The sequence below is a fragment of the Streptomyces chattanoogensis genome, assembly GCF_001294335.1.
GTDB lineage: Bacteria > Actinomycetota > Actinomycetes > Streptomycetales > Streptomycetaceae > Streptomyces > Streptomyces chattanoogensis.
The window spans coordinates 141,920-165,756 of the sequence record NZ_LGKG01000001.1; the positions used below are offsets into that span (position 1 = coordinate 141,920).

22 protein-coding genes are annotated in these 23,837 nt (G+C 70.5%); 5 read left to right on the plus strand and 17 right to left on the minus strand.

All coding sequences use genetic code 11. The annotated features are described in order from the left end of the window. Positions 1 to 6: 6 nt before the first annotated feature. From ADL29_RS00600 to ADL29_RS00610, 3 genes are all read right to left on the minus strand, one after another. Positions 7 to 696, minus strand: coding sequence for an ABC transporter ATP-binding protein (locus tag ADL29_RS00600; RefSeq protein ID WP_046926223.1), 690 nt, complete (start codon positions 694 to 696; stop codon positions 7 to 9). Continuing rightward, a complete protein-coding gene (locus ADL29_RS00605; protein WP_053921845.1) occupies positions 693 to 1,217 on the minus strand; it encodes a PadR family transcriptional regulator in 525 nt (174 codons plus the stop codon). Before ADL29_RS00605 ends, ADL29_RS00600 begins: the two co-directional genes overlap by 4 nt. A gap of 122 nt (positions 1,218 to 1,339) precedes the next feature. Beyond that, positions 1,340 to 1,999: a hypothetical protein gene (locus tag ADL29_RS00610; RefSeq protein ID WP_245689085.1), complete on the minus strand. Its 660-nt coding sequence runs from the start codon at positions 1,997 to 1,999 to the stop codon at positions 1,340 to 1,342. 67 nt (positions 2,000 to 2,066) lie between these two features. On the opposite strand from ADL29_RS00610, the gene ADL29_RS00615 reads away from it, so the two are divergent. Further along, on the plus strand, positions 2,067 to 2,423 hold the full coding sequence (locus ADL29_RS00615; protein ID WP_053921846.1) for a hypothetical protein: 357 nt from the start codon (positions 2,067 to 2,069) through the stop codon (positions 2,421 to 2,423). A gap of 57 nt (positions 2,424 to 2,480) precedes the next feature. Here the strand turns inward: ADL29_RS00615 and ADL29_RS00620 are convergent, their stop codons facing one another. Both ADL29_RS00620 and ADL29_RS00625 read right to left on the minus strand, forming a co-directional pair. Further along, on the minus strand, positions 2,481 to 2,750 hold the full coding sequence (locus ADL29_RS00620) for a type II toxin-antitoxin system antitoxin (RefSeq protein WP_046926220.1): 270 nt from the start codon (positions 2,748 to 2,750) through the stop codon (positions 2,481 to 2,483). A gap of 40 nt (positions 2,751 to 2,790) precedes the next feature. Next, positions 2,791 to 3,750 carry an SPFH domain-containing protein gene (locus ADL29_RS00625; protein WP_053921847.1) on the minus strand — a complete coding sequence of 320 codons (960 nt, stop codon included), beginning with the start codon at positions 3,748 to 3,750 and terminating at the stop codon, positions 2,791 to 2,793. Between the two features lie 272 nt (positions 3,751 to 4,022). Between ADL29_RS00625 and ADL29_RS00630 the strand changes: the two genes are divergently transcribed. Then, positions 4,023 to 6,326 carry a transglycosylase domain-containing protein gene (locus ADL29_RS00630; protein WP_053921848.1) on the plus strand — a complete coding sequence of 768 codons (2,304 nt, stop codon included), beginning with the start codon at positions 4,023 to 4,025 and terminating at the stop codon, positions 6,324 to 6,326. Positions 6,327 to 6,431: 105 nt separating this feature from the next. On the opposite strand, the gene ADL29_RS00635 is transcribed toward ADL29_RS00630, so the two are convergent. The 7 genes from ADL29_RS00635 to ADL29_RS00665 all read right to left on the minus strand — a co-directional run bounded on the left by ADL29_RS00635 (position 6,432) and on the right by ADL29_RS00665 (position 16,231). Then, positions 6,432 to 7,895, minus strand: a complete 1,464-nt coding sequence (locus ADL29_RS00635) for a catalase (protein WP_053921849.1) — start codon at positions 7,893 to 7,895, stop codon at positions 6,432 to 6,434. A gap of 196 nt (positions 7,896 to 8,091) precedes the next feature. After that, entirely contained in the window at positions 8,092 to 10,347 is a 2,256-nt protein-coding gene (locus ADL29_RS00640; protein WP_425424189.1) for a SpoIIE family protein phosphatase, read from the minus strand. 315 nt (positions 10,348 to 10,662) lie between these two features. After that, positions 10,663 to 11,346 carry a class I SAM-dependent DNA methyltransferase gene (locus tag ADL29_RS00645; RefSeq protein WP_053921851.1) on the minus strand — a complete coding sequence of 228 codons (684 nt, stop codon included), beginning with the start codon at positions 11,344 to 11,346 and terminating at the stop codon, positions 10,663 to 10,665. 221 nt (positions 11,347 to 11,567) lie between these two features. Continuing rightward, on the minus strand, positions 11,568 to 12,281 hold the full coding sequence (fomD, locus tag ADL29_RS00650; RefSeq protein ID WP_078970633.1) for a cytidylyl-2-hydroxypropylphosphonate hydrolase: 714 nt from the start codon (positions 12,279 to 12,281) through the stop codon (positions 11,568 to 11,570). 157 nt (positions 12,282 to 12,438) lie between these two features. After that, positions 12,439 to 13,905 (minus strand): class II fumarate hydratase, encoded by a 1,467-nt coding sequence (locus ADL29_RS00655; RefSeq protein ID WP_078970634.1) that lies wholly within the window; start codon positions 13,903 to 13,905, stop codon positions 12,439 to 12,441. 159 nt (positions 13,906 to 14,064) lie between these two features. Beyond that, complete coding sequence (locus ADL29_RS00660; RefSeq protein ID WP_157878351.1) at positions 14,065 to 14,406, minus strand: hypothetical protein; 342 nt, start codon at positions 14,404 to 14,406, stop codon at positions 14,065 to 14,067. A gap of 151 nt (positions 14,407 to 14,557) precedes the next feature. Continuing rightward, entirely contained in the window at positions 14,558 to 16,231 is a 1,674-nt protein-coding gene (locus ADL29_RS00665; protein ID WP_053921854.1) for a fumarate hydratase, read from the minus strand. A gap of 256 nt (positions 16,232 to 16,487) precedes the next feature. Between ADL29_RS00665 and ADL29_RS00670 the strand changes: the two genes are divergently transcribed. Then, complete coding sequence (locus tag ADL29_RS00670; protein ID WP_425424190.1) at positions 16,488 to 17,318, plus strand: DUF1707 SHOCT-like domain-containing protein; 831 nt, start codon at positions 16,488 to 16,490, stop codon at positions 17,316 to 17,318. A gap of 202 nt (positions 17,319 to 17,520) precedes the next feature. Further along, the gene (locus tag ADL29_RS00675; protein WP_053921856.1) at positions 17,521 to 17,883 is read left to right on the plus strand and encodes a WhiB family transcriptional regulator; all 363 of its coding nucleotides are present in this window, start codon (positions 17,521 to 17,523) and stop codon (positions 17,881 to 17,883) included. Positions 17,884 to 18,116: 233 nt separating this feature from the next. Here the strand turns inward: ADL29_RS00675 and glpX are convergent, their stop codons facing one another. After that, entirely contained in the window at positions 18,117 to 19,148 is a 1,032-nt protein-coding gene (gene glpX, locus ADL29_RS00680; protein WP_046926208.1) for a class II fructose-bisphosphatase, read from the minus strand. A gap of 203 nt (positions 19,149 to 19,351) precedes the next feature. Here glpX and ADL29_RS00685 point away from each other — a divergent pair, with 203 nt between their 5' ends. After that, positions 19,352 to 19,888, plus strand: a complete 537-nt coding sequence (locus tag ADL29_RS00685; protein WP_053921857.1) for a DUF4245 domain-containing protein — start codon at positions 19,352 to 19,354, stop codon at positions 19,886 to 19,888. A 138-nt stretch (positions 19,889 to 20,026) separates the two neighbouring features. On the opposite strand, the gene ADL29_RS00690 is transcribed toward ADL29_RS00685, so the two are convergent. The 4 genes from ADL29_RS00690 to ADL29_RS00705 all read right to left on the minus strand — a co-directional run bounded on the left by ADL29_RS00690 (position 20,027) and on the right by ADL29_RS00705 (position 23,829). Continuing rightward, positions 20,027 to 20,620 (minus strand): malonic semialdehyde reductase, encoded by a 594-nt coding sequence (locus ADL29_RS00690; RefSeq protein ID WP_053921858.1) that lies wholly within the window; start codon positions 20,618 to 20,620, stop codon positions 20,027 to 20,029. A gap of 152 nt (positions 20,621 to 20,772) precedes the next feature. Next, a complete protein-coding gene (locus ADL29_RS00695) occupies positions 20,773 to 21,042 on the minus strand; it encodes an exodeoxyribonuclease VII small subunit (protein ID WP_053921859.1) in 270 nt (89 codons plus the stop codon). Positions 21,043 to 21,124: 82 nt separating this feature from the next. After that, positions 21,125 to 22,357, minus strand: a complete 1,233-nt coding sequence (xseA, locus tag ADL29_RS00700) for an exodeoxyribonuclease VII large subunit (protein ID WP_053921860.1) — start codon at positions 22,355 to 22,357, stop codon at positions 21,125 to 21,127. A gap of 83 nt (positions 22,358 to 22,440) precedes the next feature. After that, entirely contained in the window at positions 22,441 to 23,829 is a 1,389-nt protein-coding gene (locus tag ADL29_RS00705) for an APC family permease (protein ID WP_053921861.1), read from the minus strand. Between the last annotated feature and the right edge of the window lie 8 nt (positions 23,830 to 23,837).

The following is a 23,837-nucleotide window of genomic DNA, read 5'->3' on the forward strand; positions in this document are numbered from 1 at the left end:
CCCGGCTCATATCAGGCCCGCCAGCATGTCCTTGACCTTGCCGTCGCGCACCACGATCTCGCGGTCGGAGTAGGCGGCGACCCGGGACTCATGGGTGACCAGCACGACCGCGGCGCTGGTGTCGCGGGCGGCATCGGTCAGCAGGGTCAGTACGCGTTCGCCGTTGAGGGAGTCCAGGGCGCCGGTCGGCTCGTCGGCGAAGATCACCCGCGGGCGGGTGACGAGCGCGCGGGCGACCGCGATGCGCTGGCCCTGACCGCCGGAGAGCTCGCCGGGGCGCTGCCCGTGGACGGCGTCGACCTCCAGCCGCTCCAGCCATTCCCGGGCCTGCCGCTCGGCCTCCTTGCGCTTGGCGCCGTTCAGCCGCAGCGGCAGCGCGACGTTCTCCAGTGCGGTCAACTCCGGTACCAGCTGGCCGAACTGGAAGACGAAGCCGAAGTCGGAGCGGCGCAGGGCGCTGCGCTGGGCGTCGCTGAGCCGGGTCAGGTCGTGCGGGCCGTAGCGCACCGTGCCGGAGTCCGGGCGGATGATCCCGGCGAGGCAGTGCAGCAGCGTGGACTTGCCGGAGCCGGAGGGGCCCATGACGGCGACCACCTCACCCGGGTGGACGGAGAATTCCGCGCCGTCGAGCGCGGGCGTCGCCCCGTACGCCTTGTGCAGCGCCTCGGCGGAGAGCAGGGATCCCTCGGGGGTCATGCCCGGACCGTCTCTGCGAGGCGGTCCAGCCGGGCGGCGGTCAGCTCCAGCCAGCGCAGATCGGCCTCCAGGTGGAACAGGGCGTGGTCGCAGATCAGCTGGTCGGCGAAGTCGCCGCCGCGCTTGCGCTCGGTCAGTCCGCGCATCAGCCGCAGATGCTCGGCGCGCTGGGTGTCCAGCATCTCGGCGGCGTTGCGGTCGGTCAGCAGCGCGAGGACGACCTTGGTGTAGAGGGTGGACTGGAGGTAGGGCTCGGGCTTCTCGGGGCGGGCGAGCCACTGGGCGACGTCCGTGACACCGGCGTCCGTGATCGCGTACCGCTTGCGCTCCGGTCCCGCGCCGGGCTCCACCGCGTCCACCTCGACCAGGCCGTTCTTCAGCAGCCGGGACATCGTGGAGTAGACCTGGCCGTAGTGCAGCGGCCGGTCGTGCCCGAAGTGTGCGTCGAAGGCCCGCTTGAGGTCGTACCCATGGCGGGGGCCGGACTCCAGCAGGCCCAGCAGCGTATGACCGATTGACATGCCGACCACCTTACGTCGTGGGTGTATCGCTCGTGTATACGCGGGTTGTATAGCGGGCGTGATCTTCCCGCGCAACGTCCGGTGGGCGGTTCCGGCCGCACCACGGCGCCACGGGCGGCGCGTCAGCGCGGGGGACGGCGGCTCATATCCGGACGGCCGATGTGGCCGGGCTCGCGCTGCACCTCACCGAGCCAGAGGTGCGCCGGGGCGAACTGCTGGATCGCGGCCCTCGCCCGGTCCTGGGTCCCCGGCCGCAGCGGGAACCGGTAGCGCAGGCGGGGCAGTCCGGGCCCGATCGGCTCCTCGTCGCGGACCGTGGTCCAGAGCACCGGATCGCGGTCGTCGATCGGGCCTCTGGGGCAGAGCTCGATGGAGTGCTGCTTCACCCTCCGGTTCATCCGGCTCCAGTACATGCCGACTCCGGCCAGTACGTCCCAGGGGACGATTTGCCGCGCCTTGCCGTTGTCCAGCCACACGCCTGCCCGGTCCACGATGACCGCCGTGCGCCGGCCCGCCCAGATCGCCATGCCGAGCACCGCGCCGAGCACGCCGAGCGCCATCATGAAGAGCACGCCGAGCACACCCTTCACCAGGGCGATGACTTCCACGCCCTCGGCCTCGCCGAGGGTCCCTTGGGCGATTGCCACGACCAGGCCGACCAGCCCCGCCAGGCCCAGTCCGACCAGGAGCAGACAGAACACCAAGTGGGGAACGAGCCTCAGCGTGCTGCGGCGCAGCACGATGGCGTCGGGCGACGGCGATGCGTGGGATGCGTGTGGCATGGGCATGATCATCGATCCTACGCAATCCCGGGTCGGCCGACCGCGGGAAACCGTAAGGTCCTGGCCCATGACGGAATACGGGAACGGGGCCGACCGCACCGAACAACTGCGGGCCGGTTTCCAGCAGCAGGGCACGGCGGCCCGCGACGAGGCGGTCGCCCGCGACGAGCGGCGCACACACCGGGCCCACACGGTGATCGGCGCGGTCATGGCCGCCCTGAGTGTGGTCGTGATCCTCTACCGGCTCGGCAGAGGCGACCACCCCGGCGTATGGACCGCCTGCTGCGCCGTGGGCGCCGCCCTCTCCGCTTCCACGGGCCTGCTCTCCCGCCGCGTCTCGCCGCGCCTGGCACTTGTGGTCGGGTGCCTGGGTGTTGCGTTGACCGGGGTGTCCGACGCCTTGTCCCATCCTCCGGGGCATTGAGCGCGGCGACGCGTACGACCGGCGGGGTGGTCCCGCCGTCGAACCGCCTGCCGACGGTCAGCCCCCGTCGCCCGCCTGCTTGGGCGGCCGCCCCCGGCGCGGGATCGCCCCCGCCCCGCGCGGCAGCCGTCCTGCGTCCGTCAGGGCCTTGCGCAGCAGGAACTCGATCTGTGCGTTGGCGCTGCGCAGTTCGTCGTCGGCCCAGCGGGTGAGGGCGTCGTGGATCAGCGGGTCGAGCCGCAGCAGCACCTGCTTGCGCTGCTGCGGCCGTCGCGCGGGGGGCCGCCGGCTCTCGGTGTCGGAGCCCTCCGGGGTGTCGGTGCTCATCACAGGACCTTGCCTGGTTCGGTGCTCATCAAGAGGACCTTTACTGGTAGAGCGAGCCCGTGTTCAGGACGGGCTGGGCGGCCCGGTCGCCGCACAGCACCACCATCAGATTGCTCACCATGGCCGCCTTGCGCTCCTCGTCCAGCTCGACGATGCCGTGCTCGCTGATCCGGTCCAGCGCCGACTCGACCATACCGACGGCGCCCTCGACGATCTGCTGGCGGGCCGCGACGACCGCGCCGGCCTGCTGCCGCTGGAGCATCGCGGAGGCGATCTCGGGGGCGTAGGCGAGGTGGCTGAAGCGGGTCTCGATGATCTGTACGCCGGCGGCCTGCACCCGGGCGGTCAGCTCCAGGGCGAGCTTCTCGGTGATCTCCTCGGCGTTGCCGCGCAGCGAGAGTCCGTCCTCGTCGTGGGCGTCATAGGGGTACTCGATCGCGATGTGCCGGACCGCCGCCTCGGTCTGGGTGCCGACGAACTCCAGGAAGTCATCGACCTCGAAGAGGGCACGGGCGGTGTCGTCGACCTTCCACACGACGATGGCGGCGAGCTCGATCGGGTTGCCGTAGGCGTCGTTGACCTTCAGTACGGCGGTCTCGTGGTTGCGCACCCGGGTGGAGATCTTCCGGGCGGAGGTCAGCGGGTTGACCCAGCGCAGGCCGTCGGTGCGGATGGTGCCGACGTACCGCCCGAAGAGCTGGATGACCCGGGCCTCACCGGGCGCGACCATCTTCACGCCGGTCATGCAGAAGAAGGAGGCGATCAGCAGGACGGCGCCGGCGATCGCGAACGGTGCGGTCAGTGAGCGGTTGTCGCCGGAGCTGAGGGCGCCGCCGACGCTGATGGCGGCGATGCCGAGGCCCACCCCCAACACGGTCAGCAGCAGGGCGAGGCCGCCCGGGATGCTGTGCGCCGCGGTCTCGCGGACCTGGGGCTCGGGCATCTCGGGAGCGTCGACGGCCGGGTCTGCCGTGGGCTCGGCGGTTGTCTGGTCGGACATGGGGTCCCCGTTCCTCGGGTGCGGCGGGTGATGTCCGCCGCACCAAGTGATGTCGCCGGTCTAGCGAAGGTGAATCAAAGTGATAGCACTTTAGCGCTCTGAACTGGCCGGGTCCAGCCGGATGCCCGAAACCCCCCTTCCGGTTCCCGTACGTCCCGTGCTGTTTGTCACGCCAGAAAAAGCCGTGATCGATGAGTAAGTGTTGACAGGTGCGGTGTTAGCTTCAACAGCTGAATGACCTGGGGGCGGAACCGACTGGAGTTGCTGGAGCAATGGGCCGAGCGGATGCGAGACGGGCGCGGCAGGGGAGCGCCCGCCGGGCCAAGCGGAAACAGACTGAGCCGAAACAGCAGAAGAGCTTCATACGTCGCCTCTTCTCCTGGAAGAAGATCCTCGGCACCGTTCTCGGGCTGATCCTGCTGGGCATGCTCGGCTTCATCGGCCTCTACCTGTATGTGGAGATTCCCGACAAGAGCAACAAGGACGCCGCCAAGCAGAGCAACGTCTTCCAGTACGCCGACGGCAGCATGCTCGCCCGCGACGGCACCATCAACCGCGAGGTCGTACGGCTCGCCCAGGTGCCCAAGAAGGTCCAGTACACCTTCGTCGCCGCCGAGAACAAGACGTTCTTCCACGACTCCGGCGTCGACCTGTTCGGCACCGCCCGCGGCATCCTCAACACCCTGATGGGACACGGCAAGCAGGGTGGTTCGACGATCACCCAGCAGTACGTGAAGAACTACTACCTGAGCGACGAGCAGACGGTCAGCCGTAAGCTCCAGGAGATCATCATCTCGCTCAAGGTGGACGACAAGTACACCAAGTCCCAGATCCTCGAGGGCTACATCAACACCAGCTACTACGGCCGCGGTGCCTATGGCATCCAGGCCGCGGCCAAGGCGTACTACCAAAAGGACGCCAAGGATCTGAGCGTCTCGCAAGGCGCCTATCTGGCCTCGCTGCTCCAGGCGCCGAGCCAGTACGACTGGTCGACCGCGACCCCGACCGGCAAGAAGCTGGTCAAGAACCGCTGGGCCTACACGCTCAACAACATGGTGGAGATGCACTGGCTCTCCAAGGAGAAGCGCGACGAGCTCCTGCAGCGCTTCCCAAAGCCCAAACAGCCGCAGGCGGCGCCCGGTGTGACCGGCCAGAAGGGCTACCTCATCACCGAGGCGAAGAAGGAACTCTTCGCCCAGGGCGTGGACGAGAAGGAGTTCGCGGCCGGCGGCTGGACGGTCAGGCTCGGCATCCAGCCGAAGAAGCAGAAGGCGCTGGAGGCGTCCGTCAAGCGCAAGCTGCTCGACGACCTCGACAAGAAGAAGCGCAAGGTCGACCGGGACGCCCAGCTCGGTGCCGCCTCGGTGGACCCCAAAACGGGCCATATCGTCGCGATGTACGGCGGTGCGGGCCAGTCCGAGCACTGGACGAACAACGCCACCCGCGAGGACTACCAGGCCGCCTCCACCTTCAAGCCGCTGATCCTCGCCTCGGCGCTGGAGAACGACTCCACCACCCAGGACAAGCTGCCGATCACCCCGAGCACGATCTACGACGGCCGCAACCGCCGTCCGGTCGTCGGTGGCGACAAACCCTTCGCGCCGCCCAACGAGGACGAGCACGAGTACGGGAAGATCACCGTCCAGACGGCGACCAACAACTCCGTCAACTCGGTCTTCGCACAGATGGGCGCGGACGTGGGACTGGACAAGGTCAAGGAGACCGCGGTCAAGCTGGGCATGAACGGCAAGAAGATGGACGTCCAGCCCGCCATGACACTGGGCACCATGGGCGCCAGCCCGGTCCAGATGGCCGGGGCGTACGCCACCTTCGACAACCACGGCAGGAAGGTCACCCCGGCCCTGGTCGTCAGCGCCGAGCACAACCAGGAGAAGGTGGATCTGCGCAAGCCGATCGGCGAGCCGGTCCTGGACCGGAAGACCGCCGACACCGTCACCAAGGTGCTGACGGGCGTGGTCAACGACGGCACCGCCTCCCAGTCGGTGAAGAACACCGCCTACGAGGCGGCGGGCAAGACCGGTACCTCCGACGACGACAAGTCGGCCTGGTTCGTGGGCTACACCCCCAAGCTGGTCACCGCGGTCGGCATGTTCGGTGAGGACACCAAGGCCGGTGGCGCCCAGGTCACCCTCAAGGGGACCGGTGGCGGCGGCCGCGTCAACGGCGGTACCTACCCGGCGATCGTGTGGGCCGACTACACCCGGGCCGCGCTGGGCGACAACACCGGTGACACGTTCGACCTGGAGGACGCGGACATGGGGATCCCGCAGACCCCCACGCCGACCCCGAGCGCCACCCCGTCGGCGACCCCCAGCCCGAGCGGCACGCCGAGCGGTACCCCGTCGCGGACCCCGACCCCGACCGGCCCGCCGACGCCGAGCGGCCGCCCGAGCGAGTCCACCGACCCGTCGCCGAGCGATTCGGGTTTCCCGGACGGCGGGACCACCGGCGGTGACACCACCACCGGAGGCACCACCGGGGGCGACACCACAGGCGACACCACCCGCGGACCGGGCGGCGGCAGCGGAAAGAACGGCCTGAGCGACTTCAACTGACGCGCGCGACCACCGGTACACAGGCACCGGTACACACCACCGGTACACGGCACAGCGGCCCCCGCCTCGAGGCGGGGGCCGCTGTGCCGTGTACCCGGCCCGGCATCAGCCTCCGTCGACCTTCTTGGCGATCCGGTCGCCCAGGTTCTTGTCGATATTGCGCCAGTACTGGAGCGCCCGGTCCAGCACCGGCCGGCTGACGCCGTTCAGCAGATGCCCGGAGACGTTGCCGACCAGCCGGTCGCGGGCCGCGTCGTCGAGGACCTCGCGGACCATCGTGCCGGGCTGGCCCCAGTCATCGTCGTCGCGGCGCAGCGTGTAGGCGTTGCGGACCATGTCGCCCGCGGTCTCCCAGCCGGCGGACGGATCGAACCGCTCGGGGCCGGCCGCCGGTCCGCCGTACGAGTTCGGGGCGTACGGCCGGCCCGCGCGGGACGGATCGAAGGGCATCGGGCCGTCCTTGGCGTAGGAGTGCACCGGCACATGCGGCCGGTTCGGCGGCAGCTGGGTGTAGTTGGGGCCGATGCGGTACCGGTGGGTGTCCGGGTAGGAGAAGATCCGGCCGAGCAGCATCTTGTCGGGCGAGACGCTGACGCCCGGGATCAGGTTGCTGGGCTCGAACGCGGCCTGCTCGATGTGGATGAAGTAGTCGTCCGGGTTCTTGTTGAGGGTCATCCGGCCGACCTCGATCAGCGGGTAGTCGCCGTGCGGCCACACCTTGGTCAGATCGAACGGGTTGAAGCGGTAGTCCGCCGCGTCCTCGAACGGCATGACCTGCACATACAGCGTCCAGGACGGGTGGTCGCCGCGCTCGATCGCCTCGTACAGATCGCGCCGGTGGACGTCGGCGTCGGATCCGGCGAGGCGGTCGGCCTCCTCCTGGGTGAGGAAGTCGATGCCCTGGTCGGTCTTGAAGTGGTACTTGATCCAGAACCGCTGGCCGCCCTCGTTGATCCACATGTAGGTGTGGGAGCCGTAGCCGTTCATGTTGCGGTACGTCTTGGGGATGCCGCGGTCGCCCATCAGCCAGGTGACCATGTGCGCGGACTCCGGGGACAGCGTCCAGAAGTCCCACTGCATGTCGTTGTCGCGCAGGCCGTTGTCCGGCCGTCGCTTCTGGGAGCGGATGAAGTCCTGGAACTTGATCGTGTCGCGGACGAAGAAGACCGGGGTGTTGTTGCCGACCAGGTCGTAGTTGCCGGCCTCGGTATAGAACTTCAGGGCGAAGCCCCGCGGGTCGCGCCAGGTGTCCGGGCTGCCCTGCTCCCCGGCCACGGTCGAGAACCGGGCCAGCATCTCGGTCCTCTTGCCGGGCTGGAACACGATCGCCTTGGTGAACTGGCTGACGTCGTTGGTGACCTCGAAGGTCCCGTACGCTCCCGAGCCCTTGGCGTGCACCACCCGCTCGGGCACCCGCTCGCGGTTGAACTGGGCCATCTTCTCGATCAGGTAATGGTCGTGCAGCAGGATCGGGCCGTCGCGCCCGACGGTGAGCGAGTGCTCATCGCTTTCCACCGGGACCCCGGCGTTGTTCGTCGTGGGCGGGACATCACGAGCGGTGCTGGTCATCGGAGGAGCGCCTCCATTCGACGGTGCTGATGAGGGCGGTGGGGACGGTAGGTCCCTTTTGTCCCACCCAAGCAGTCAACGCCTCCGAGGGCATGTCGGCAAGAGTTGGACCCCGTCCGGTCTCAGACGGGGTCCAGCATGTGAAATGTGCGGGGGGCGGGGACGGGGACGGCGGCGGGCCGGGCGCCCGCCGGCGTCAGGCGCGCGCCCCCGTCGGCATCGACAGCTCGAACCAGACCACCTTGCCCATGCTCAGCCGCGTCGCACCCCAGCGCCGGGCCATCCGGTTGACCAGATACAGCCCCCGCCCGCCCTCGTCGGACGGCCGGGCCTGCCGCAGCCGCGGCAGCTGCGGCACATCGTCGCCCACCTCGCAGCGCAGCACATCGGTGCGCAGCAGCCGCAGCGTGATCGGCCGCTCCGCATACCGCACCGCATTGGTGACCACCTCGCTGACCAGCAGCTCCACCTGGTCCGTCAGCTCGTCCAGCCCCCAGCGCACCAGCGCCCGGCGGGCCAGCCGGCGGGCCTGTCCGGCGGTCTGCGCCTTCGGGTCCAGATACCAGTACGCGACATCGCTCGGTGCTATCCCGTCGAACCGGGCGGCCAGCAGCGCGATGTCGTCATCGCGGTCGCCGGGCCCGAGCATGTCCAGCACCTCGTCGCACAGCGGCTCCAGCGGCGGCGGGTTGGGGCCGGTCAGCCGGGCCGTCTCGGTCAGCCGCTCCCGCAGCTGCTCGATGCCGGTCCACACATCCCGGATCCGCGACTCCACCAGACCGTCGGTGTAGAGCACCAGCGTCGCGCCCGCCGGCGCATCCAGCTCCACCGCTTCGAAGTCCACCCCGCCCACACCGATCGGCGCGCCCGGCGGTACCCGCAGCACCTCCGCACGCCCGCCGCGGTGCAGCATCACCGGCGGCGGATGCCCCGCGTTCGCGATGATGATCCGGTGCGCGACCGGGTCGTAGACCGCGTACATGCACGTCGCCATGCGGTCCGAGCCCAGCCGCTGCGCCTGCTCGTCGAGATGGTGCAGCACCTCCTGCGGCGGCAGGTCCAGCCCGGCCAGCGTCTGTGCGGTCGTCCGCAGCTGCCCCATGATCGCCGCCGACGTCATCGAGTGCCCCATGACGTCGCCGACCACCAGCGCCACCCGGCTGCCCGGCAGCGGAATCGCGTCGTACCAGTCGCCGCCCACCCGCGCCGTCTCGGCGGCCGGCAGATAGCGGCTGGCGAGCCGGACACCGGTCGGCTGCGGCAGCGAGTCCGGCAGCATCGTGCGCTGCAGCGCATCGGCGATATACGCCTCGCGCCCGTACAGCACCGCCTTGTCCACACCCAGCGCGGTGTGCGTCGCCAGCTGCGCCGCCACCAGCAGATCGTCCGGCTCGAACGCCGGCCGGTCCGGGCGGCGCAGGAACACCGCCGCCCCGATCACCCGCCGCCGCCCGCGCAGCGGCGCCAGAATCACCCGGTGCCCGCCCGGCAGCCGGGTGTCCGGCCCCAGCAGCTCCGGCAGCGCGGTCCGCGCCGCCTGCGCCTCGCCGAACAGCGGCCGCACGCCCCGCAGCACCTCCGCCAGCGGACCGCCCGGCTGCACCTCGGCCAGCTCCGCCGCACTGCCGCCCATCGCGGGCCCCAGATCCGGCTGCGCGGGCAGTACGGGCATCCGGTGGCCGTTGGTGTCCGGCTCCTCCGGAATCCGGTCCGTACGCCGCAGCCGCAGCACCACCGGCCCGGTCGGCCGCTCGTCGCCGACCGGCAGCGGATCCCGCAGATACACCAGAATCGCGTCGGCGAAGGTCGGCACCGTGGCCCGGCACAGGCCCAGCACGATCTCGTCCAGGTCTATGCCGCGCGCGATCCGCCGCGTCGCCGCCCCGATGAACCGCAGCCGGTCGCCGCCCGCCTGCCGGGCCGCCGCCACCTCGATGCTCTCGCCCGGGTGCGCCGAGCGGGCCGGGGGAGCGGGCGGCGGGCCCGCCGGAGGCGGCACCTGCGCCCCGGCGGCCTCCGCGGCGACGAAGCCGGCATCGCCCTCGCGCTGCCGGCCGATGCCGTCGCCACCGGGGCGCGGCTCCTGGCCCGCCCGCGGTTCCTCGCCCGGCTCGGGCGCCTCGGCACGGCCCACCGCACCCGCTCCCGCCGCCTGCACGGTGCGGGCCGCGGTTCGTTCCTCCGGCACGCCGGCCGGCCGCCCGGCCACGGGCATCGCCACCTCCCTGTACGAATCCGGGTACGCGTCCCCGTACGAACGGGCCACGTCCCGCGCCGCGGCGTGACCGGCCGCGTGGTCAGTCACATGATGACCGGTCAGACGCCCGGCCGTGTGCTCAGTGGCACAACGTTCCGCATCGTCCGCCGTGTCCCGATCCGCCGGACCGTGATCCGCCGCCGGCTCGTCCTGCGCGCCACCGCGCACGCCACCACCACCCATAGCGAGACCCATGCCGAGACCCGTAGCGAGGCCCGTACCGGAAGCTGTACCGATGTCCATGCCGATGTCGTCACCGCCGCGCACCGCGAAGGCGGTGCCGGGATGGGGCGCGAGCCCGGGAGCGGCGGGCCGCTGCAGGGCGTTGCGCGGGTCGGGAACCGCGCCGAGCGGCGCCGTCCCGGAAGCCCCCCGAAAAGGGGACGCCGGGGGCGCGGCGGCCGCTGCCGGCCGCCGCGATTCGTGGGAGGTGGGGTGCTCCGTCACGCGTGGGATTCCATCCGTCCGGGGCTGCATGCCTGATATCTGACGCGTCGGGTATCAGGCGCGTCAGACGCGTCGCAGGTGCAAAAAGAGCTGGATCTCGGGTGGTACGTCCGTACTCGCCGGGGCATACGCATACGCATCCTCCCCGACGACCTCGAAACCCGCGTCGCACACGACCCGGCGCAGGTCGTCCCGAAGGTATCCCGATACCCGGACCGAGGTGCCCAGGAAGGGAATCGTGAAGTCGTCCACATCCGCTTCGACCATCGACAGGGCCAACAGCCCCTCAGGCCGTAGGAGATCATGCAGCAGGCCCAGTGCGTAAGGGATTTCCGCACGCGGCAGCATCAGCAGCGAGAAAAAGGCGGCAATTCCGTCGAAGGAACCCGGTCCGCCGAGCCGGCCGCCGCGCAGATCGGCGATGTCCAGCCGGTGGAATTCCGCACCGGGGGCGTTGTCCCGGGCGAGCTTGACCATCGAGGGGGAGAGGTCGATGCCGACCACGCGGTGCCCGGCGTCCGACAACTGACGGGCGGTCGGCAGGCCCGTACCGCATCCCGCATCCAGGATGCGCGAGCCGTCGGGCAGCGCCCCGGCGAGCCAGTCACCCGATGCGACCTGGCCTTCCTTGTGCGGAAAGGCTTCGTCGTACCGGTCACCGACCACATCGAACGCCTCGGCCTGTCCCGCCCGGTCAAGTGCTAACCGGTTCAGGCCCTCGTATTCGTCGTAGCTTGTCGCGCTCACGACCCCGCCCCTCCTGCGACCGCGGTCAAGTTCGTTTTCCCGTTCTGGAGTTGCGCCTGTGCAGCCTTGCGGAGGACGATCCTACGGTTGCCGACCCCCGGCGCAGCAAGGGGGCTCGGCCCGGCTTCTCGTCACGCAGGAAAAGGCGGCACCCATAGGCGCGTCTTTCCACGGTTCGCCCCTTTCACTCACCCGCGCTTACCCCGCCTGCCTTTACGTACTCACGACCGCAAAGGGTCCGGCGGACGGTCCCAGTTCTCCGGAAGCCGGGGCACCGGCCAGCCGGGATCGGGGCGCCAATTCTCCCAGCCGTCCGCGAACGGCCGGCCCCACGCCCCGATCTGCGCCACCGCCGCCCGTCCCGCCGACCGCACCTCGGCCGCCTGGGCCTCGGTCATCAGCCCGTCCCGCTGCGCCTGTGCGAACTCGTCCTCGTCCCGCCACTCCCAGTGCCGGTCCGGATAGACGCAGATGTCGAGAAAATGGTCCTGCGAGTCGATGCCGTCGCTCCAACGGCGCCGCGGTTCCTCCAAATTGACGTACCAGTTCTTGAAGAGCCAGCCCCGCTCCCAGAACAGCCATACCGACCAGGGATCGCCCGGCCGCGCCAGCTTCAGCACGCCGGTGCCGAACCACTGGTCGTGGGAGGTGCGGCGGGCCTTGGTGTAGCGGGTGGCCAGCGGTTCGCGGTGGACCGGGGTGCCGTCGGCGAGCACCGGCTTGACGACGGCGGTGCCGGGCGCCATCCACACCGCCAGCAGATCATCGGTGTCCTGGACAACGGTCACCGGACGGGCGATGTGGAACCGGTGGGGATCGGCGTTGTCCCGGTAACGCCACAGAATCTGCTCCCCGGGCGCCCAGCGTGCCTGCCGGGCCCGCCCCGCCGCGCGAGTCGTCCCGCCTTCCCTCGTCCCCACCATGTCCGCTGTCATGACCAGAGCTTAGGACCAAGGCGTTACGCGCGCCGTGACCTGAGCCGCACCGGACGTTACGGGCGGGGGAGCGGACGGGGGTGGAACCGGGGGTGCGGAGGCGGACGAGCCCCGGTTCACAAACCCCCCAGGGGTCACCGCTGTGAACGGGTCACCGCTATGGATGGGTCATCCGCAGCACATCCAACGCCGCATCCAACTGCTCCTCGGTCAACAGCCCCTGCTCGACATACCCCTCCTCGATGACGACCTGCCGAATGGTCTTCCGCTCCGCCAGCGACTTCTTCGCCACCTTCGCCGCTTCCTCGTACCCGATGTACTTGTTGAGCGGCGTGACCACCGACGGCGACGACTCCGCATATTCGCGGGCCCGCGCCACGTTCGCCGTGATCCCGTCCACGGTCCGGTCCGCGAGCAGCCGCGCCGCATTCGCCAGCAGGCGCACCGACTCCAGCACATTCCGCGCGATCACCGGAAGCATCACGTTCAGCTCGAAATTCCCGGCCGCGCCCGCCGCCGCCACCGTCGCGTCATTACCGGTGACCTGCGCCGCAACCATCAACACCGCCTCCGGAATGACCGGGTTCACCTTCCCCGGCATGATCGACGACCCCGGCTGCAGATCCGGCAGCGTGATCTCCGCCAGCCCCGTCCGGGGCCCCGACGCCATCCACCGCAGATCATTGGCAATCTTCGTGAACCCGACCCCGATGGTCCGCAGCTGCCCGCTGATTTCGACGATGCCGTCCCGCGCCCCCTGCGCCTCGAAGTGATTACGCGCCTCCGTCAGCGGCAGACCCGTGGCCAGCGCCACCTCCGCAATCACCGCGGCCGAGAATCCCGGCGGGGTATTGATCCCCGTCCCCACGGCCGTACCCCCCAGCGGCAGCTCCGCCAGCCGCGGCAACGAACCCCGCAGCCGCTCGATCCCGTACCGGACCTGGGCCGCATACCCCCCGAATTCCTGCCCCAGCGTCACCGGCGTCGCATCCATCAAATGCGTCCGCCCCGACTTCACCACCTCGGCGAACTCCGCCGCCTTGTGCTCCAGCGACACCGCCAGATGCTCCAGCGCCGGCATCAGGTCACGGATGACGGCCGCCGTCGCCGCAATATGGATCGACGACGGAAACACATCGTTCGACGACTGACTGGCATTGACGTGGTCGTTGGGATGCACCTTCCGGCCGCCGCCCAGCCGCTCGCTCGCCAGCGTCGCGATGACCTCGTTGGCGTTCATGTTGGACGACGTTCCCGACCCCGTCTGGAACACATCGATGGGGAAGTGCTCGTCCCAGCGTCCCTCGGCCACCTCCTGGGCGGCCTCCTGAACGGCCACCGCGGTTTCCTTGTCCAGCACCCCCAACTCCGCGTTCACCTTCGCCGCCGCCGCCTTGATCCGCGCCAGCGCCTCGATATGCGAGCGCTCCAGCCGCTGCCCCGAAATCGGAAAGTTCTCCACCGCCCGCTGCGTCTGCGCCCGCCATTTCGCCCGCGCGGGCACGCGGACCTCGCCCATGGAGTCGTGCTCGATACGGAAGTCGCCGGGGTGGCCGGGGTTCCCGAGGCTGCCGGGGGTTCCGGGGGTGACGGGACCGCTGCCGAAATCGCTGTTCTCGCTCATATCTGTTTCAGTACCTGAGGCGGCGATTCTGTTCCCGGATACGGGCACCGGCTCGCCGATCGCCGCACGGACGGGCGAGGGCCCGGCTCCGGGGAGCCGGGCCCCTGCAGCTGCCTGCCCGCGTGTACCACCGCATCGCTCAGCGGCGGCGCCTGGACATCAGCCCTTCCGGCACTTGTTGTACTCCGCGTGGTGCACGTCAGCGGTGCGGACCTCCTGCTTCACCAGCTCCTCGTACTGCCGGAGCTTGGCCGGGTCCGGGTGGGCCTTGCGCGCTTCTGCGCGGTAAAGGGTCCGGTACTTGTCGGCCTCGTTCTCGTGCTGCTTCCACCGCAGCAGGTACGCATCGCAGTTGCGGCTGCTCGCGGCTGCGGTCTTGGCTGTCGCGGCGGTGGCCGGGGCGACACCGGCGAAGGTGATGCCCGCGACGGCGAGAGTTGTCGTCGGCTGCAACCCTTCCGTCCGGTGATGAACGCGGTCCAGGAGTTGTGGGCGCGTCATCTCCTCCGGCGCCTCGAAGAGTGGTGAACGGCGGTGCGAAGCCCGGCACTTCGGCTGTGCCCAGGTCTTCGGCTACGAGGTCGCCTCATCAAGAGCGAACGGCCCCCACCCAGCGGGTGAGGGCCGTTCGTCTGCGGGCAGGCGCCGGGCGTCAGTTGGCCTGGCGCACCGGAATGCTCGTGAACGTCGGGGCCGGGGCCGGGTCCTGGAAGAAGTCGTTGCCCTTGTCGTCGACGACGATGAAGGCGGGGAAGTCCTCGACCTCGATCTTCCAGACGGCCTCCATGCCGAGCTCCTCGTATTCGAGGACCTCGACCTTCTTGATGCAGTCCTGGGCGAGACGGGCGGCCGGGCCGCCGATGGAGCCCAGGTAGAAGCCGCCGTGCGCGGCGCAGGCGTCGGTGACCTGCTGGGAGCGGTTGCCCTTGGCGAGCATGACCTTGGAGCCGCCGGCCGCCTGGAACTGCTCGACGTAGGCGTCCATACGGCCCGCGGTCGTCGGGCCGAAGGAGCCCGAGGCGTAGCCCTCGGGGGTCTTGGCCGGGCCCGCGTAGTAGACGGGGTGGTTCTTGAGGTACTCCGGCATCGCCTCGCCGGCGTCCAGGCGCTCCTTGATCTTCGCGTGCGCGATGTCGCGGGCGACGACCAGCGTGCCGGTGAGGGAGAGGCGGGTCTTGACCGGGTGGTTGGTCAGCTCGGCCAGGACGTCGTCCATGGGGCGGTTCAGGTCGATGGCGACCGCGTCCAGGTCGGGGCCCGCGCCTTCGGTCAGCTGCTCGTCCGTCGTCTCCGGCAGGAAGCGGGCCGGGTCGGTCTCCAGCTGCTCCAGGAAGACGCCCTCGGCGGTGATCTTCGCGACGGCCTGACGGTCCGCGGAACAGGAGACCGCGATGGCGACCGGGCAGGACGCGCCGTGGCGGGGAAGGCGGACCACGCGGACGTCGTGGCAGAAGTACTTGCCGCCGAACTGCGCGCCGATGCCGATCTTCTGGGTGAGCTCGAAGACCTTGTCCTCCAGCTCCTTGTCGCGGAAGCCGTGGCCCGTCGGGGAGCCCTCGGCGGGCAGCTCGTCCAGGTAGTGCGCGGAGGCGTACTTGGCGGTCTTGAGCGCGTACTCGGCCGAGGTGCCGCCGACGACGATGGCGAGGTGGTATGGGGGGCAGGCGGCCGTGCCGAGGGAGCGGATCTTCTGCTCCAGGAACTTCATCATGGAGGCCTCGTTGAGGACCGCCTTGGTCTCCTGGAAGAGGAAGGACTTGTTGGCCGAGCCGCCGCCCTTGGCCATGAAGAGGAACTTGTACGCGCCGCCGTCGGTCGCGTACAGCTCGATCTGGGCGGGGAGGTTCGAGCCGGTGTTCTTCTCCTCCCACATGGTCAGCGGAGCCATCTGCGAGTACCGCAGGTTGAGCTGGGTGTAGGCGTCGTAGATGCCGCGGGAGAGGGCTGCCTCGTCGCCGCCCTCGGTGAGGACGTTCTGGCCGCGCTTGCCCATCACGATCGCGGTGCCGGTGTCCTGGCACATGGGCAGGACGCCCGCGGCCGCGATGTTCGCGTTCTTGAGCAGGTCGAGCGCGACGAAGCGGTCGTTGGCGCTGGCCTCCGGGTCGTCCAGGATCTTGCGGAGCTGGGCGAGGTGGGCCGGGCGCAGATAGTGCGAGATGTCGTGCATCGCCTCGGCGGCCAGCTTGCGCAGTGCCTCCGGCTCGACCTTGAGGAACGTCCGGCCGTCGGCCTCGAAGGTGCTCACACCCTCCGAAGTGACCAGGCGGTAGGGGGTGTTGTCCTCACCGGTGGGCAGCAGGTCGGTATAGGCGAATTCCGGCATTTGGGGATGATTCCTTACTCGGAGGGGTCCGGCTGGCGTCTACGGCAGCGCCCCAACAGCGTAGAACCCTGAGAGGCGGGGGTGGCTGTGAGGTAAGGCTCATGGCTGTGAGGTAGGGCTCACCCCTCTGACGTGGGCGCCGGCGACCGGGTCGCGTCGGGGGTAGTCGCGATCTATCGCGTTTCGCTACGCTGCTGCCGTGGACGTAGAGGACGCAGCAGACGACAGGGGCCCGCGGCCCGCCGGGGCCGTGCGGCTGACCAAGGCCGAGGCCGCCCCGGCCCCGCCCGCCGAGGCGGAGATCAGGGCCTCCGACGCGGACCGCGACCGCGTCGCCGGGATCCTGCGCGAGGCGCTGGCGGAGGGCCGGCTGGATCCCGAGGAGCACGCCGAGCGGATCGATCTCGTGTACCGCGCCAAGACCATGGGGGAGTTGGAGCCCGTCGTGCGGGACCTGCCCGCGGCGGGCGCCGGCATCCGCGCCCGGCCCGAGCCCGGAGCGTACGCGTACGGGCCCGCCGCCGAGCTCCCGAAGCAGAACCTCGTGGCGATCTTCAGCGCCTCGCTGCGCAAGGGGCGTTGGCGGGTGCCCGGACGGATCAATGCCGTCGCGGTCTTCGGCAGTGTGGAGATCGACCTCACCGAGGCGGTCTTCCCGCAGCAGCAGGTGCAGATCAACGCCACGTCGATCTTCGGCAGCGTGGACATCCGCGTCCCGGAGAACGTGACGCTGCGCAGCAGCGGCTCCGGCGTGCTCGGCTCCTTCGAGATCGAGACGAACGAGGCGGACGACGAGAACGCCCCGCAGGTGCTGGTCAAGGGGTGTGCGGTGCTGGGCAGCGTGGACGCCAGGCCGAAGCGCGGCGCCTGGATCCGCGATCTGCGCAAACGGCTGCGGGACGACCGGCGCGAGCGGCACGAGCTGCTGCACGAGGAGAGGCAGGGGCGTCTGGAGAAACGGCTGGAACGGCATGGCCGGCTGCTCGAGGAGCGGTCCGACCGGCGCGAGCGGATGCGGGAGGAGCGCCGGGAACGGCAGGAGCGGCGGCGGGGTGAGCGGCAGGAGCGCCGGGACCGGTTCCGCTAGCGGATGCGGCTGCCGACCCGGAAGCCTTCGTTCCGGGTTGTGCTTTTCGGGTTTCCGCACGATCGCCACGGTGTGCATAAGAGTGCGTACAGCGGGTAGGGCTGGTGCATCGTCTCTCGTACGGCTGCGGGGTGCGAAAAGCCGTACGCAGCGAGGCGGGCAAGGGTGATTTCTACGCCGAAGCCGTCGTCAGGAGTAGACCGTGCTGCTACCGCATCAGCCCCTGCAGGATGCCGTTGTCATTCCGCCCCAGCGAGCGACCGCCGCTCGCGACGAGGCCGGGCCCTGGCATTCGGAGGCGGTGTGCCGCCGGGACGAAGCCGGGCTGTTCTTCGCCCCGTCCAAGGAGCCGACCGCCGCGCGGCTGGCCAGGGAGGAGGCCGCGAAGCGGGTGTGCGCCCGCTGCCCCGTGATGGTCGAGTGCCGGGAGCATGCGCTGCTCCAGCCCGAGCCGTACGGCGTCTGGGGCGGCCTGACGGCCGCCGAGCGACGGGTCGTCCTGGCCCGCCGCCGGCGCCGGGAGGCCGACCTCCAGCGCGCGGCCCGGATGCCGGCGGCGGGCTGATCCCGCGGCCGGTCCGGCCGGGACGAGCGCCGGCCGGCGCGGCCGGAACGGGCGGCTTCGGCTCGTGAACCCGTGCGCGTACCCGCATCCGTACCCGTGCACAGTCAGGTACCCGTACGCACTTCGCCCCCTTCGGAGATCTCGGAATCTCCGAAGGGGGCGAAGCGTTGGAGCACGAACACACCACCGCAACGGACAACGGCTCCTGCCCCGGTCCGGCGCGGCGCAGGACGCTAGCTGGGGCGCTCGAAGTCCACCGAGCTGTACGCGCGCAGCTTCGACAGGCGGTGCTGGGAGTCGATCTGGCGGATCGTCCCGGACTTGGAGCGCATGACCAGGGACTGGGTGTAGGCGGTCTCGGCGCGGTAGCGGACGCCGCGCAGCAGTTCGCCGTCGGTGATGCCGGTGGCGACGAAGAAGACGTTGTCGCCGCGGACCAGGTCGTCGATCTCCAGGACCTTGTCGAGGTCGTGGCCGGCGTCCAGCGCGCGCTGCCGCTCCTCGTCGTCCTTGGGCCACAGCTTGCCCTGGAAGGCGCCGCCCAGACACTTCAGCGCACAGGCCGCGATGATGCCCTCGGGCGTACCGCCGATGCCCAGCAGCAGATCGACGCCGGTGCCCTCGCGGGCCGCCATGATCGCGCCGGCGACATCGCCGTCGGCGATGAACTTGATCCGCGCGCCCGCCTCGCGGACCTCCTTGACCAGGCCCTCGTGGCGGGGCCGGTCCAGGATGACCACGGTGACGTCCTCGACCGCGGACTTCTTCGCCTTGGCGATCCGCCGGATGTTCACGGCCACCGGGGCCGTGATGTCGACGAAGTCCGCCGCCTCCGGACCGGTGGCGAGCTTGTCCATGTAGAAGACCGCGGACGGGTCGAACATCGAGCCGCGCTCGGCGACCGCCATCACCGACACCGCGTTCGCCATGCCCTTGGCGGTCAGCGTCGTACCGTCCACCGGGTCCACGGCCACGTCGCACTCCGGGCCGGTCCCGTCACCGACGCGCTCGCCGTTGTAGAGCATCGGGGCGTTGTCCTTCTCGCCCTCCCCGATGACCACGACGCCGTTCATCGAGACGGTGTGGATCAGGGCGCGCATGGCCTTGACCGCCGCGCCGTCCGCGCCGTTCTTGTCACCCCGGCCCACCCAGCGGCCCGACGCCATGGCACCGGCCTCGGTGACCCGGACGAGTTCCAGGGCGAGGTTGCGGTCCGGGGCCTCCGGACTGACCTCGAGTTGGGACGGGAGATGATGCTCGGTCATCGAGCGCACCTTTCTGTACGGCGACGGCCGTGAAGGATGAGGGTGATACGACCTTATCCGCACGTCGCCAAAATGAGCAGAGGGCCCTTCGCATGAGCGGCGTCAAGGATGGCCGGAACCTTGCGTTTGCGCAGGTAGCGGCCGTGCCCGGGGGGCCTGTCCGGATTGCTGCGGCCATGGGGGACGATAGGGGCGTGGCAGGTATGCGAGGCAGGCAAACGGTGCGGGACATGGTCCTGTCGCTGGCGGTGATCGGCGTCGTGGTTGCGGCGGTGTATTTCTTCATCCCGCACGACGACAGTCAGAGCGCCCAGCAGAACGCGGTCAAGACGGTCGACTACCGGGTCGAGGTCACGACCGCCCGGCGGGCCGCGCCGTACGCGGTCGCCGCTCCCGAGGGCCTGCCGAAGACCTGGCGCGCCACCTCCGTCTCGTACAAGGCGAGCAGCGACGGCAAGGGCGGCGCCTGGCACCTGGGCATGCTCGACCCCGAGCAGCAGTACGCGGCCGTCGAGCAGAGCGACGCGCCCGCGAAGAAGTTCATCCAGGAGGTCACGCTGGGCGCGGCCAAGGTCGAGGGCAAGCAGGCCGTCGGCAGCAAGAAGTGGGACCGCTACCAGGGCGACACCTACCGGGCGCTGGTGCGGGAGGAGTCCGGTGTGACCACGGTGGTCACGGGGACCGCGCCGTACGGGAGGCTGGCCGATCTGGCGGCCGCCCTGGTGGCGAAGAAGGGCTGAGCGCCCGCGGAACGTACGAGGCCGCCGCACCCGGCAGGGGTGCGGCGGCCTCTGTGTGCCCGGGGCTGTGTTGCTCAGGGCTGTGTGCCTACGGCTGTGGGCTCACGGCGCCTGCGGCTGTGGGCTCAGCGGCGGGGCTCAGACCGTGGCGGCGGCCTCGTCGAAGGCCAGGCGCGGGGAGCGGGGGTAGAACGCGTCGGGGCCCGGCTTGCCGACGTTGATGACCAGGAAGGACTTCTGCTTGCCGTCGCCGAAGAACTCCTTGTCGATGCCGGTGAAGTCGAAGCCGGTCATCGGGCCGGCGGCCAGGCCGGCGGCGCGGATGCCGACGATGAGGTAGCCGGCCTGGAGGGTGGCGTTCTGCGTCCCGGCGGCCTCGCGGTAGCCGGCCTCGGAGAAGAAGGCGTCCTTGACGCCGGGCATGGCCGGGAAGAGGTGCGGCAGCTTCTCGTGGAAGTCCAGGTCGACGGAGAGGACCAGGGTCAGCGGCGCGGACAGCGTCTTGGGGCCGTTGGCGCCCATGGCGTGCTTGACCAGGCGCTGCCGGGCCTCCTCGGAACGGACCAGGGTGAGCCGCAGCGGGGACTGGTTGAAGGCGGTCGGGGCGTACTTCACCAGGTCGTAGACGGCCTGGATCTGCTCATCGGTGACCGGCTCGTCCGTGAACGTGTTGGCGGTCTGGGCCTCGCGGAACAGGAGGTCCTGAGCGGCGGCGTCAAGGGCGAGAGACATAAAGGCACCTCGGTGGGTCGGCGTGAGTCGGCTGGGTCGGGTCAACGTTTCAGGTCAACGGAATCCACTGTAAAGCGGGTATGTGAACTTTCAACTAAATGCCGGGTGGTTGTGACCGGGTTCACATACAGGGGTCCCGCGCGGCGGTCGCGCTACGTCTCGGGCGACTCCTCCGCCAGCGCCGCGTCCAGCCGGGCCCTGGCCCCCTCCAGCCAGTGGCGGCAGACCTTCGCCAGCTCCTCGCCGCGCTCCCACAGCGCCAGCGACTCCTCGAGCGTCGTGCCGCCCGCCTCCAGGCTGCGGACGACCTCGATCAGCTCGTCCCGCGCCTGCTCGTAGCCGAGCACGGACTCCACCTCGGGCTCCGCCTCCGCCGCCGCGCCGTCCGTCACGTCCTCTGCCACGTCCTCTGTCTTCGCCATGTCTTCCTTGTCTCCCACCGTATGAGTCGGCCGCCCTGGTCGGCCGTGAACCGGCCCTCTGAACCGGCCCTCTGAATCGGCCCTACGAGGTGGCTGTATGAGCCGGGTCGCCCTCCACCCGCACCCGGAATTCGCCCTCGGCCACCCGGGCCCGCAGCGCGTCGTCCGCGCCCACCTCTTCCGGCGAGCGCACGGCCGTCCCGTCCGCCTTCTGCAGCACCGCATAGCCGCGCTCCAGCGTCGCCTTGGGGGAGAGCGCGACCACCCGCGCCAGGGTGTGCGTCAGCTCCGAATCGGCCCGGTCCAGCAGATGGCCGAGGGTCCGCCGCCCGCGCTCCAGCAGCGCGGTGATCTGCTCCTCGCGCTCCTCCACCATGCGGTGCGGCCGCTGTATGCACGGCCGGTGCAGCGCCGCGGCCAGCCCCCGCTCCTCCCGTTCGACGAAGCCGCTGACCGCGCGATAGGCCCGCTCCCGCAGCTGGCGGACCCGGGTCAGCTCCTCGCCGACGTCGGGGACGACCTTCTTCGCGGCGTCCGTCGGCGTGGACGCCCGCAGATCGGCGACCAGATCCAGCAGCGGGGTATCCGGCTCATGGCCGATGGCGGAGACGACCGGCGTCCGGGCCGCGCTCACGGCCCGCACGAGCTGCTCGTCGGAGAACGGCAGCAGATCCTCCACGCTGCCGCCGCCCCGCGCCACGATGATCACGTCCACCTCGGGCAGCGCATCCAGCTCCCGCACCGCCTCGATCACCTTCGGCACCGCATGCACGCCCTGTACGGGGACGTTGCGCACTTCGAAGCGGACGGCGGGCCAGCGGTGCCGGGCGTTCTCCAGGACGTCGCGCTCGGCGGCGCTGGCCCGGCCGCAGACCAGGCCGATCAGCTGCGGCAGGAACGGCAGCGGCTTCTTGCGGTCCGCCGCGAACAGCCCCTCCGCCGTCAGCGACTTCTTCAACTGCTCGAGCCGGGCGAGGAGTTCACCCACCCCGACGGGCCGGATCTCGGCGGCCCGCAGCGACAGCTGGCCCCGCGGGGCGTACCACTCCGGCTTGGCGTGCACCACGACCCGGGCGCCCTCGCCGATCACGTCGGCCACCCTGTCGAAGACCTGGCGGTAGCACGTCACGCTCAGCGAGATGTCGTGCGACGGGTCGCGCAGCGTCAGGAACACCACCCCCGCACCGGGCCGCCGCGAGAGCTGGGTGATCTGGCCCTCGACCCATACCGCGCCGAGGCGGTCGATCCACCCGCCGATGAGCCGGGACACCTCGCCGACCGGGATCGGCGTTTCCGCAGACGTTGAGAGAGCCATACGAGCGAGAGTAGCGGCGGCCACTGACAGTGACCCCGGCAACGGCCACCCCCGTGCCTGCGCCCCACCGCTCAGGTCCGCGGTCAGGTGGCCCGGCGCCGCCGCCCGTACTGCACCGCCAGCACCACCAGTCCCACCGCCAGCCAGACCGCGCCCACGGCCTGCGCCGTCGCCGACGCCTCGACGATCACCGCGAGCACCACGGCCAGCCCCAGCAGCGGCACCACCACATGCCGCAGCACGCTCGGCACCTCCGCCCGCCCGCGCACCCGGAACCAGCCGATCACCGAGGCGTGCAGCAGCGCGAACGCGGTCAGCGCACCGACGTTCACGATCGACGACAGCTGGTCGAGCCCGTCGTCCCGGCGGGCCGCCCACACCGCCGCCACCAGCGTCACCAGGGCCGCCCCCAGCAGCGCCCGGCGCGGCACCCCGCTGCCCGCGTCCACCTTCGACATCGCCCCCGGCAGCCGCCGGTCCCGCGCCATCGCGAACAGCAGCCGGCCCGCCGCGGCCTGCCCCGCCAGCGCCGCGAACGCCGCACCGACCGCCTTGCTCACCGCCACCAGGTCGTGCAGCCAGCCGCCGACCGCCGCATCCACCGTCGCGTAGAAGGCCGCGCCCTGCTCACCCGGCTCCGCCGCCAGCCCGGCCGCCGACATCGGGGCCAGCAGCGCCGCCAGATACGTCTGCACGGCGAAGAGCACACCGGCCACCACCAGGCAGGTGAGCACCGCCCGAGCCACCCGCCGCGCTCCCCCGGCGGCTTCCTCCGCGAACGAAGCGATCGCATCGAACCCCAGATACGACAGCACCGCCACCGACACCGCCGACAGCACCGCGCTGACCGAGAACCCGCCCTCGCCGGTCAGTGGCACCGCCCAGCCGCGCTGCGCCCCCTGTGCGGCCAGTGCCACGACCGCCGCCACCACGAACACCGCCAGCACCACGATCTCCAGCGCCAGCACCGCGAACCCGACGACGGCCGCGACCCGTACCCCCCACAGGTTCAGCAGCGTCGTGACGGCCACCGCGAGCGCCGTCCACACCCACTGGTGCACCGACGGCACCAGCGCATGCATCGCGATCCCGGAGAAGAGATAGGCCACCGCCGGGATCAGCAGATAGTCCAGCATCGCCATCCACCCGGCGACGAACCCCGCGCCCTCGCCCAGCCCCACCCGGGCGTAGGTGTAGACCGACCCGGCCCGCGGCGCGACCTGCACCATCTGCGCGTAGGAATACGCGGTGAAGGCCATCGCGACCGTGGCGACGAGGTAGACGACGGTGATCGCACCGTGCGACGCGGCCAGCAGCGTGCCGAAAATGCCGACCGGCGCCATCGGGGCGATGAACAGCAGCCCGTAGACGACCAGGTCCCGGAACGTCAGCGTCCGCCGCAGTTCCCCGGCCGTCCCGACCGTGCTCCCGCTTGCCTCGTCGCCCGTGGTCACGCCGCCGGTGCCCGGCATCCGTCCTC